The 10,943-nt window shown below is 71.5% G+C and carries 10 protein-coding genes; all 10 read right to left on the bottom strand.

The features are described from left to right. Positions 1-66 precede the first annotated feature (66 nt). The gene (metK, locus tag ACWDS7_RS41975; protein WP_451933824.1) at positions 67-1,227 is read right to left on the bottom strand and encodes a methionine adenosyltransferase; all 1,161 of its coding nucleotides are present in this window, start codon (positions 1,225-1,227) and stop codon (positions 67-69) included. Between the two features lie 216 nt (positions 1,228-1,443). Further along, positions 1,444-1,752, bottom strand: a complete 309-nt coding sequence (locus ACWDS7_RS41980) for a hypothetical protein (RefSeq protein ID WP_306857701.1) — start codon at positions 1,750-1,752, stop codon at positions 1,444-1,446. Positions 1,753-1,891: 139 nt separating this feature from the next. Further along, the gene (coaBC, locus tag ACWDS7_RS41985; RefSeq protein ID WP_451933825.1) at positions 1,892-3,235 is read right to left on the bottom strand and encodes a bifunctional phosphopantothenoylcysteine decarboxylase/phosphopantothenate--cysteine ligase CoaBC; all 1,344 of its coding nucleotides are present in this window, start codon (positions 3,233-3,235) and stop codon (positions 1,892-1,894) included. An 8-nt stretch (positions 3,236-3,243) separates the two neighbouring features. After that, positions 3,244-3,507, bottom strand: coding sequence for a DNA-directed RNA polymerase subunit omega (gene rpoZ / locus ACWDS7_RS41990; RefSeq protein ID WP_012889517.1), 264 nt, complete (start codon positions 3,505-3,507; stop codon positions 3,244-3,246). 13 nt (positions 3,508-3,520) lie between these two features. Then, positions 3,521-4,132: a guanylate kinase gene (gmk, locus tag ACWDS7_RS41995; RefSeq protein ID WP_451933826.1), complete on the bottom strand. Its 612-nt coding sequence runs from the start codon at positions 4,130-4,132 to the stop codon at positions 3,521-3,523. Between the two features lie 155 nt (positions 4,133-4,287). Beyond that, positions 4,288-4,611, bottom strand: coding sequence for an integration host factor, actinobacterial type (gene mihF, locus ACWDS7_RS42000; RefSeq protein WP_012889515.1), 324 nt, complete (start codon positions 4,609-4,611; stop codon positions 4,288-4,290). A 187-nt stretch (positions 4,612-4,798) separates the two neighbouring features. After that, positions 4,799-5,512: an orotidine-5'-phosphate decarboxylase gene (gene pyrF, locus ACWDS7_RS42005; protein WP_451933827.1), complete on the bottom strand. Its 714-nt coding sequence runs from the start codon at positions 5,510-5,512 to the stop codon at positions 4,799-4,801. Beyond that, positions 5,509-6,483, bottom strand: a complete 975-nt coding sequence (locus tag ACWDS7_RS42010) for a dihydroorotate dehydrogenase (RefSeq protein ID WP_306857693.1) — start codon at positions 6,481-6,483, stop codon at positions 5,509-5,511. The genes pyrF and ACWDS7_RS42010 overlap by 4 nt, the downstream gene beginning before the upstream one ends. Beyond that, a complete protein-coding gene (locus ACWDS7_RS42015; protein WP_370879591.1) occupies positions 6,473-7,348 on the bottom strand; it encodes a dihydroorotate dehydrogenase electron transfer subunit in 876 nt (291 codons plus the stop codon). Before ACWDS7_RS42015 ends, ACWDS7_RS42010 begins: the two co-directional genes overlap by 11 nt. Before the next feature lie 161 nt (positions 7,349-7,509). Beyond that, a complete protein-coding gene (gene carB / locus ACWDS7_RS42020) occupies positions 7,510-10,830 on the bottom strand; it encodes a carbamoyl-phosphate synthase large subunit (protein ID WP_451933828.1) in 3,321 nt (1,106 codons plus the stop codon). Between the last annotated feature and the right edge of the window lie 113 nt (positions 10,831-10,943).

Here is a 10,943-nt window from a genome sequence, read left to right on the forward strand (position 1 = left end):
CAGGTCGGCGACACCGGCAGGACCCGGGTGGTCAGCGGACCGGCGTGACCTGGCGGACCGGCGTGGTCAGCGGACCGGCGTGACCTGGCGGCCGGATTCGGCGCGGCCGAAGTGACCGTAGGCGGAGGTCGCCGAGTAGATCGGGCGCAGCAGGTCGAGGTCGCGGATGATCGCGGCCGGGCGCAGGTCGAAGACCTCCAGCACGGCCTGCTGGATCTTCTCCGCCTCGACCTTCTCGGTGCCGAAGGTCTCGACGAACACGCCGACCGGGTGCGCCTTGCCGATGGCGTAGGCGACCTGGACCTCGGCGCGGTCGGCCAGACCGGCGGCCACGATGTTCTTGGCGACCCAGCGCATCGCGTAGGCGGCCGAGCGGTCGACCTTGGACGGGTCCTTGCCGGAGAAGGCGCCGCCACCGTGGCGGGCCATGCCGCCGTAGGTGTCGACGATGATCTTGCGGCCGGTCAGTCCGGCGTCGCCCATGGGGCCGCCGATCTCGAAGCGGCCGGTCGGGTTGACCAGCAGGCGGTAGCCCTCGGTCTCGATCTCCAGGCCGGCGAGCACCGGGTCGACCACGTGCTCCTTGATGTCGGGCGCGAGCATCTCCTTGAGGTCGATCTCGGCCGCGTGCTGGGTGGAGACCACCACGGTGTCGAGGCGGACCGGGCGGTCGCCGTCGTATTCGATGGTGACCTGGGTCTTGCCGTCGGGGCGCAGGTAGGGCACGGTGCCGTCCTTGCGGACCTGGGACAGGCGCTCGGAGAGGCGGTGCGCGAGCTGGATCGGCAACGGCATCAGCTCGGGGGTCTCCCGGCAGGCGTAGCCGAACATCAGGCCCTGGTCGCCCGCGCCCTGGCGGTCGAGCTCGTCGGCGTTCTCGCCCTCGCGGGCCTCGTAGGCGTCGTCGACGCCCTGGGCGATGTCGGGCGACTGCGCGCCGATGGACACCGACACGCCACAGGAGGCGCCGTCGAAGCCCTTGTGAGAGGCGTCGTAACCGATCTCGAGGATCTTCTCCCGGATGAGACCGGGGATGTCGACGTAGGTCTCCGTCGTCACCTCTCCGGCGACGTGGACCTGACCGGTGGTGATCAGCGTCTCGACCGCGACGCGGCTCTTGGGGTCACCCTTGAGCATGGCGTCGAGAATCGCGTCACTGATCTGGTCGGCGATCTTGTCCGGGTGGCCTTCGGTGACCGACTCGGAGGTGAACAGGCGACGGGACAAGTCAGTGGCTCCTCATGCAGCGGCTGCTGGCGTCTGGGGGCTCTGGCGTCTATACGACACCAGTAGCGCTGAGCCGAAGTCTAGCCGTACCCGGTGCGGCCACGTGAAATCCCATCTTGCTCTCTTTCCGCGCGCCGGGCCGATCCGTCCTCCCCCGCCCGGACGCGGGCCGGTGGGGCCGTGTCCGGACGGGGCGCGCCCGGGCGCGCCGCGGAGTCACAGGTCGGGCAGCGGATCGGGCGGCAGCGTCTCGGGGGCGAAGACCTCGGCGTCGGCGGCGCACACCACCGCCGCGTACTCCTCGTCGATCTCGAACACCATGTCGCCGAGCTCGATGGCCGCGCCCGCGGAGAACTCCACCGGGCCGAGCCTCGTCCGCCGGGCGTGGGTGGCGTAGACCGAGGTCGGCGCGTCCTGGTCGAAGAACTTGGTGGACAGCACGGAGATCGACCGGTCGGTGACCACGATCAGGAAGGTCGCCATCCCCGGCGAGCCCACCGAGAGCGCGGGCAGGATGTAACGCATGTCCTCCCCAGGGGGGAGCAGGGCGCGGCAGCGGGCCCTGACAGCGGCGGGGACCGGCATGGTCAATTCCCTTCATGCTGCAACGTCGCAGGTCACTCCGGACGCAGTATCCGCCGCCAGAGAATCTCCGGCAAGCGGATCAGGCAAGCCTCCGGGCGACGAGGTCCCACACCACGTCGGCGAGGTCCTCCTTGGGGCCGCGCGGGATCTCCACCGGCTCGCCGTCGGCGGCCAGGACCACCGCCGCGTTGTCCGGCGTGCCGAAGGCGAGGTTGTCGCCGACCTGGTTGACGACGAGCAGGTCACAGCCCTTGCGGGCCAGCTTGGCCCGCCCGTTGGCCAGGACGTCGTCGGTCTCGGCCGCGAACCCCACGATCACCGACGGGTATGGCTTGAGCCCCTCGCGGCGGCGCTCGCCCAGCTCCGCGAGGATGTCGGGATTTTTCACCAGATGGATGGGGTCGGGGTCGGCCGAGGTTTTCTTGATCTTCGAGCCGCTCTGCGCCGCGGGCCGGAAGTCGGCGACGGCGGCGGCCATGACCACGGCGTCGGCGTCCTCCAGCGCCTCCAGCACGGCGGCGCGCAGCTCGGCGGCCGACTCCACCCGGACCACCGTGGCCCCGGCCGGATCGGGCAGGGCGACGTTCGCGGCGACCAGCGTGACCTCGGCGCCGCGGGCGACGGCCGTGCGGGCCAGCGCGTAGCCCTGCAGGCCCGAGGAGCGGTTGCCGATGAAGCGGACCGGGTCGATCGCCTCGCGGGTGCCGCCGGCGGAGATCACCAGACGGCGGCCGGCCAGGTCCGCGGGGCGCCCGGCCAGGACCCGGCGGCAGACCTCGAAGATCTCCTTGGGGTCGGGCAGCCGGCCGCGGCCGGTGTCGGCGCCGGTCAGGCGGCCCACGGCGGGGTCGATGACGATCGCGCCGCGCTCGCGGAGCGTGGCCACGTTGGCCCGGGTCGCGGGATGCTCCCACATCTCGGTGTGCATGGCCGGGGCGAAGACCACCGGGCAGCGCGCGGTGAGCAGGGTGTTGGTGAGCAGGTCGCCGGCCAGCCCGTGGGCGGCCTTGGCGAGCACGTCGGCGGTGGCCGGGGCGACCACCACCAGATCGGCGTTCTGCCCGATCCGGACGTGGGGCACCTCGTGCACGGAGTCCCAGACGTCGGCCGCCACCGGGTTGCCGGACAGGGCCGCCCAGGTCGGCTCGCCGACGAAGCGCAGCGCCTCCCGGGTCGGGACCACGCGGACGTCGTGACCGGACTCGGTCAGGAGGCGGAGCAGCTCGCACGCCTTGTAGGCGGCGATGCCCGCGCTCACACCGAGGACGACGGAGGGCCTGCGGCCCGGGAGGTCGGCTCCGGATGGGTGGCCGGGGGCCGGGTCGTCCGGATCGGCGGGCCCGGGACGGTGGCCCTCCCCCTCACCCGGCTCCGCCCGCCGTACGGACCGGTCGGCCGTCGCACCCTCGCCAGGCGTCCGCATCGGTGGGACTAGCCCTCGATCGGCTCGGAGGTGAGCAGGCCCTCGCTGACCTCGCGCAGCGCGATGGACAGCGGCTTCTCCTGCGCGTGGGTCTCCACGAGCGGGCCGACGTATTCCAGCAGGCCCTCGCCGAGCTGGGAGTAGTAGGCGTTGATCTGGCGCGCGCGCTTCGAGCCGAAGATCACAAGGCTGTACTTGCTGTCGACGATGTCCAGCAGCGCGTCGATCGACGGGTTGGTGATGCCTTCGGAGTAGGCGGCGTTCGTTGCCACGTTGTGATTTCCCCTAGCTAGGTGAACGACCGGGGCTCGAAGCCTCGGGAGCATCAGCCAGTAAGGCTATCAGCCGATGACATACATCCTGGACGGACGTGTTCACAAGAGTCAGGTCGAACTCCTGCTCGGCCGCCATCTCGATCCGGCCCGCCGCCAGCCGGCGGGCGATGACGTCCTCGGGCTCGGTGCCCCTGCCGCGCAGGCGCTTCTCCAGCTCCTCCCAGGTCGGCGGGGCCAGGAAGACCAGCACCGCCTCGGGCATGCTGGCCCGGACCTGGCGGGCGCCCTGGAGGTCGATCTCCAGCAGGGTGGGCACTCCGGCGGCGAGCCTGTCGAGCACCGGGCCGCGCGGCGTGCCGTATCTGTTGCCGGCGAACTCGGCCCACTCCAGCAGCTCGCCGGAGGCGGCCAGCCGGTCGAACTCGTCGTCGTCGGCGAAGAAGTATTCGACCCCGTGGGTCTCCCCGGGCCGGGGCTTCCTGGTGGTCACCGAGACCGACAGCCACACCTCGGGGTGTGCCCGCCGGAGCTCGGCGACGACCGTGGACTTGCCGACGCCTGACGGCCCCGAGAGGACCGTCAGGCGATTGCCGGTCGGTCCGGCGAAGGCTCGCGCCGCCACCGGACCTGCGACCGGGGAGGTGAAGCCACCGGACCCGCTCTCAGCGGTTGCCTCCGGGGTCCGACTCTCGTCGGGCCACGACGTTCCGGTCACTCCAAACCCCCCGTGATGCCTTTCCCGCGGATGCGGGTGAGCGTGTTCTTACTGAACCGAGACTAGCTCTCGGCACCGCCGAACTCACGCTCGAGCGAAGCGCGCTGGTTGGCGCCCAGACCCCGCACGCGGCGGGACTCTGCGATGCCCAGCCGCTCCATCAGCTGCTTGGCGCGGACCTTGCCCACGCCGGGGAGCGACTCCAGAAGAGCCGAGACCTTCATCTTGCCGATGACGTCGTCAGCCTGCCCGTCTTTGAGCACCTCAGCCAGAGAGATCGCGCCATGCTTCAGGCGGTTCTTAACCTCGGCACGCTCTCGGCGGGCCTTGGCAGCCTTCTCTAGGGCTGCGGCGCGCTGCTCAGGGGTAAGGGGAGGAAGAGCCACGCCGGGTCACCTCGAATTTCCTGTCGATGTACTCGGACGGGATGGGAAACTAGCTGGTCATGACGCTCCAAGCAACGTCAAGGCCAGTTTCTTCCCTTAGAAAATCTACTTCGTCACTTTGTGTAGCCGAAAAGTAGCCGAGCGTCGACGAAACTGCGCTCACCGCCGTGTTTTCAAGCGACGTGGATCACACCGCGCGCCCGCTGGCGGCGAGGGTGCGCCGCAGCGCCGCGGCGATCCCCGCGGCGGCCGCCCCCGGGTCGGCCGAGCCGGTGATCGGGCGGCCGATCACCAGAAGATCGGCCCCGTCGGCGAGTGCCCGCTCGGGAGTCGCTACCCTTGCCTGATCCTGACTCTCGGCGCCGACGGGGCGGACGCCGGGAGTGATCAGGGTGATGTCCGGCCCGACCTCTGCCCGCACCGTGGCGACCTCACGCGGCGAGCAGACGAGGGCCTGGGCGCCCGCGCCGACGGCCATGATCGCCATACGGCGCACGGCGTCGTCGGAGGGACCCCTCAGGCCGATCCGCTCCAGATCGGCCTCGGAGAGCGACGTGAGCACCGTCACGGCCGCGATCTGGGTGCCGGGCAGGGCCTCCACCGCCGCCTCGATCATCGCGGGGCCACCGGCCGCGTGGACGGTCAGGATCGCGGGCTTGAGCCGCGCCACCGCCTTGGCCGCGCCCGCGACGGTGTTCGGGATGTCGTGGAGCTTCAGGTCGAGGAAGATCTGCACGCCGCTCGCGCCGCGCACCGAGGCGATCACCTCGGGGCCGTAACGGAGGTAGAGTTCGAGTCCGACCTTGACCGTGCTCACGTGCGGCGTCACCAGGCTCGCCCAGTGGGCCGCGGTCTCCAGGTCGGGTGCGTCCAGGGCGACGGCGATGGGTGCGGGCGTCACAGGGAACTCTCCTCTAGATCTATCCGGTGCCGGGTGGACGCCCCCGGCGGGCGATGGGCCAGCCCGACCGCGTCGGCCAGCCGGTGGAAGCCGCGCGCCGCCAGGAGCTCCTCCAGCTCCCGCAGGATGCGCAGGCAGGCGTAGGGGTCGTGGAACAGCGCCGTGCCGACGGCGACGACGCAGGCCCCGGCGAGGATGAGCTCGAAGGCGTCCCTGCCGGTCAGCACGCCGCCCATGCCGATGATGGGCACGCTGGGCAGCGCGGCGTGGACCTGCCACACGCAGCGTACGGCCAGCGGCCGGATGGCCGGTCCGGACAGGCCGCCGGTGACCGCCGCCAGCGACGGGCGCATGGCCTCGGTGTCGATGCTCATGCCGAGCGGGTTGTTGATCATCGAGAGCGCGTCGGCGCCGCCGTCCACGCAGGCGCGGGCGACGCTCACGACGTCCACCACGTCCGGGGAGAGCTTGGCGACCACGGGCACGTCGTAGCGCATCACCGAGCGCACCGAGGCGATCACCTCGGCCGAGGCGGCCCCGTCGCGGGCGAAGACCCGCCCCCGGTCCTCGATGTTGGGGCAGGACAGGTTGACCTCCACGGCGCTCACCCCGGGGGCGTCGGTGAGCCGGCGGGCCAGCGCGGTGTATTCGGCCACGGTGCCGCCGCCGATGGAGACCACGGTCCTGACGTTCCGCTGGGCCAGCCAGGGCAGCTCGCGCTCCAGGAAGGCGTCCACGCCCGGCCCCTGCAGGCCGATGGCGTTGAGCATGCCCGAGGGCGTCTCGGCCATCCTGGGGGTCGGACGGCCCGCTCTGGGGGCCATCGTGATCGACCGCGTGGTCAGCGCGCCGATCCGGCCCAGGTCGAAGAACTGGGCCAGCTCGGAGCCCGACGCCGCGCATCCCGCGGCCGTGGTGATCGGATTGACGAGCTCCACGTGCCCCAGGTAGGTCCGCATGTCAACCGGCATTCCGCGATCCCCCACCGGGCGCTCCGAGCGCGTCGAACGGGATCGTCCCCACGTCGTCGAACCGGACGCGCTCGCCCCGGAAGACCGGCCCCTCCACGCACGAGCGCACCATCCGGGTCACGCCGTCGTCGCCGATGACCGGCAGCACGCACGTCATGCAGACGCCCACCCCGCACGCCATCCGCTCCTCCACGGCCACCTGGACCGGGATGTCGAACTCGACCGCCACGGCGGTGACGCCGCGCAGCATCGACATGGGGCCGCAGGCGTAGACCACGTCGGCCCGGACGTCGGCGATCACGCCGGGCAGCACGTCGGTCACCCGGCCGCGCAGGCCCAGGGAGCCGTCCTCGGTGGTCAGCGTGGTCGTCTCCCCCATCCTGCGGGCGCGCAGCGCGCCGAAGACCCGGTCGGCCGAGGCCGCGCCCAGCACGAAGTCGACGCGGCAGCCGCGCTGCTGGAGCACGTCGGCCACGGGGAACAGCGTCGCCGAGCCGTACTCACCGCCGACCAGGACGCAGGTCACCGGGTCGCGCGGCAGCGGGAAGGGCCGGCCGAGCGGCCCGACCAGGTCAAGCGTGTCACGGGCGCGGCGCTCGGCCAGCCACGCCGTGCCGGGGCCGCGCACGGTGAAGACGAACTCCACCGTGCCGCTGTAGTCGGGCTTGACGTCGTGGATGGAGAAGGCACGGCGCGTCAGCATCGACGTCTGCGCCCCGCCGACGGCCACCGCGACGAAGTGGCCGGGCCGGAACCGCTCGGCGATGCCGGGCGCGACCACGGTCAGCGCATGGTAGGCGTCGACCCGGCGCGTCGTCAGCACCGTGCCCGTCACCTGTACCGGAGTAACAGGCGTCTCCCTCACCTCCGCCGGGGCCTCAGCCCCGCAACCGCCGTGCCTGTGGTCGCGCCCGGCTCCTCACTCGCTCCGCGGACGGCTCATCGCCGGCCGTCCGCCACACCCGTCCGTCCCGTGACCGACGTGTCTGCGGTCACGCCCGGCTCCTCATCCGCTCCGCGGACGGCTCATTCCTCGCCGCCCACCGCACTCGCCTGTCCCCTCAGCCGCTCCGCGTGCTCCTGGAGCGACCGTACGCCGATGTCGTCGCGGACGACGGCCTGGATGCCCTGGACCGCCGCGGCGAGCCCCTGGACGGTCGTGATGCAGGGGATTCCCCGCAGCACGGCCGCGGTGCGGATCTCGTAGCCGTCCAGCCGCGGCCCGGACTGGCCGGGGCTGCCGAAGGGCGTGTTCACGATGAGATCCACCTCACCATCCAGGATGCGCCGGCCGATGGTCGGCTCGCCCCCCGGGCCCGTTCCTTCACTCTGCTTGCGCACGATCTTGGCATGGACGCCGTTGCGGCGCAGCACCTCGGCGGTCCCCTCGGTGGCGAGAATCTCGAACCCGAGGTCGGCGAGCGCCTTGACCGGGAAGATCATGGCACGTTTGTCCCGGTTGGCCACCGAGACGAAGGCCCGGCCCCCGGTCGGCAGCGAGCCGTAGGCGGCGGCCTGCGACTTGGCGTAGGCCGTGCCGAAGAACTCGTCGATGCCCATGACCTCGCCGGTGGAGCGCATCTCCGGGCCCAGCACGGTGTCGACGCCGCGGAAGCGGTTGAACGGCAGCACCGCCTCCTTGACCGCGATGGGCGCGTCCAGCGGCATGGTGCCGCCGTCGCCCTCGGCCGGGAGCATGCCCTCGGCGCGCAGCTCGGCCACCGTGGCGCCCATCATCACCCGCGCCGCCGCCTTGGCCAGCGGCACCGCCGTGGCCTTGGAGACGAACGGCACCGTACGGCTGGCGCGCGGGTTGGCCTCCAGCACGTAGAGGATGTTGGCCGACATGGCGTACTGCACGTTGAGCAGGCCGCGCACGCCCACGCCGCGGGCGATGGCCTCGGTGGCGGTGCGGATGCGCTTGATGTCGTGGCTGCCGAGCGTCATCGGGGGCAGCGAGCACGCCGAGTCGCCGGAGTGGATGCCGGCCTCCTCGATGTGCTCCATCACGCCGCCGAGGTAGAGCTCCTCGCCGTCGAACAGCGCGTCCACGTCGATCTCGACGGCCTCGTCGAGGAACTTGTCCACCAGCACCGGGTGGTCGCTGGCCGCGCCGGCCTTGGACATGTAGGTGCTCAGCGTCTCGTCGTCGTAGACGATGGCCATGCCGGCGCCGCCGAGGACGTAGGAGGGCCGGACCAGGACCGGGTAGCCGATCTCCTCGGCGATCGCCAGCGCCTCCTCCACGGTCACCGCGGTGCCGTGCTTGGGCGCGGGCAGGCCGGCCTCGGCCAGGACGCGGCCGAAGGCGCCGCGCTCCTCGGCCAGGTGGATCGACTCCGGCGAGGTGCCGACGATCGGGACGCCGGCGTCCTTGAGCGCCTGGGCCAGGCCGAGCGGGGTCTGGCCGCCGAGCTGGACGATGACGCCGGCGACCGGGCCGGTCTGCTGCTCGGCGTGGACGACCTCCAGGACGTCCTCCAGGGTGAGCGGCTCGAAGTAGAGCCGGTCGGAGGTGTCGTAGTCGGTGGAGACCGTCTCCGGGTTGCAGTTGACCATGACGGTCTCGTATCCGGCCGCCGACAGCTCGAAGGAGGCGTGCACGCACGCGTAGTCGAACTCGATGCCCTGACCGATCCGGTTCGGCCCCGAGCCGAGGATGAGGACCTTGGGGCGCTCCCCGTAGGGGACCTCGGTCTCCTCGTCGTAGGTGGAGTAGAGGTAGGGCGTGCGGGCGGCGAACTCGGCGGCGCAGGTGTCGACGGTGTTGTAGACCGGCCGGACGCCCAGCGCGTGGCGCAGGTCCCGGACCCGGGGCTCGGTCATGTCGCGCAGCTCGGCGATCTGCACGTCGCTGAAGCCGTACCGCTTGGCCCGGGTCAGCACCTCGGCGGTGAGCTGGGGCGCCTGGCGCAGCTCGGCGGCGACCTCGTCGATGGCGAACAGCTGGTCCAGGAACCACGGGTCCACCGCGGTGGCCTCGAACAGCTCCGCGGACGTGGCCCCGGCCCGGATGGCCTGCTGCATGGTGAACAGCCGGCCGTCGTGCGGCGTGCGGCAGGCCGCGAGGAGGTCGTCCTTGCCGCCCGGCTCGCCCGCCCAGGTGAAGACCGCGCCCTTCTTCTCCAGCGAGCGCAGCGCCTTCTGCAGGGCCTCGGGGAAGGAGCGGCCGATGGCCATGGCCTCGCCGACCGACTTCATGTGGGTCGTCAGGGTCTGGTCGGCCCCGGCGAACTTCTCGAAGGCGAAGCGTGGCACCTTGACCACGATGTAGTCGAGCGAGGGCTCGAACGACGCCGGGGTCTCCTTGGTGATGTCGTTGGGGATCTCGTCCAGGGTGTAGCCGATGGCCAGCTTGGCGGCGATCTTGGCGATCGGGAAGCCGGTGGCCTTGGAGGCCAGGGCGCTGGAGCGGGAGACGCGCGGGTTCATCTCGATGACGACCATGCGGCCGGTGCGCGGGTCGACGGCGAACTGGATGTTGCAGCCGCCGGTGTCGACGCCGACCTCGCGGATGACCGCGATGGCGACGTCGCGCATGTTCTGGTATTCGCGGTCGGTGAGGGTCAGGGCGGGGGCCACGGTGACGCTGTCGCCGGTGTGCACGCCCATCGGGTCGATGTTCTCGATGGAGCAGACGATGACGACGTTGTCGGCCTTGTCGCGCATGACCTCCAGCTCGTACTCCTTCCAGCCGAGGATGGACTCCTCCAGGAGCACCTCGGTGGTCGGCGAGGCGTCGAGGCCCGCTCCGGCGATGCGGCGCAGGCCGTCCTCGTCGTGGGCGAAGCCGGAGCCGACGCCGCCCATGGTGAAGGAGGGGCGCACCACCAGGGGGTAGCCCAGCTCGCCGGCGGCGGCCAGGCACTCGTCCAGGGTGTGGCAGACGAACGAACGGGCCGAGTCGGCGTTGAGGCCGCGCTCGGCGGCGACCTTGGCCACGATGCCCTTGAACAGCTCGCGGTTCTCGCCCGCCTGGATGGCGTCCACGTCGGCGCCGATCAGCTCGACGTCGTATTTGGCCAGGACGCCGGCCTCGTGCAGGGCGATCGCGGTGTTCAGCGCGGTCTGGCCGCCGAGGGTGGGCAGCAGCGCGTCGGGCCGCTCCTTGGCGATGATCTTCTCGACGATGTCCGGGGTGATCGGCTCGACGTAGGTGGCGTCGGCGAACTCGGGGTCCGTCATGATCGTCGCCGGGTTGCTGTTGACGAGGATCACGCGGAAGCCCTCGGCGCGCAGCACGCGGCAGGCCTGGGTCCCCGAGTAGTCGAACTCGCAGGCCTGCCCGATCACGATCGGCCCGGAGCCGATCACCATGACCGACTGGATGTCCGTGCGCTTAGGCATCCTTGTTCCCCTCCGTTTCGCCCTCAACACCTCCGAGACCGCCGCCCGCGAACTGCTCGGCATCGTCGCCGAACGGCCGCGCGACGTCGTCATCTTCGACACCGTCAGCCGCT

It is taken from the genome of Streptosporangium sp. NPDC003464 (assembly GCF_053588315.1).

Excerpts from the sequence above, each read along its gene's own strand:
- carB (WP_451933828.1), bottom strand. The coding sequence starts at position 10,830 with ATGCCTAAGCGCACGGACATCCAGTCGGTCATGGTGATCGGCTCCGGG.
- ACWDS7_RS41980 (WP_306857701.1), bottom strand. The coding sequence starts at position 1,752 with ATGCGTTACATCCTGCCCGCGCTCTCGGTGGGCTCGCCGGGGATGGCG.
- coaBC (WP_451933825.1), bottom strand. The coding sequence starts at position 3,235 with ATGCGGACGCCTGGCGAGGGTGCGACGGCCGACCGGTCCGTACGGCGG.
- ACWDS7_RS42010 (WP_306857693.1), bottom strand. The coding sequence starts at position 6,483 with ATGCCGGTTGACATGCGGACCTACCTGGGGCACGTGGAGCTCGTCAAT.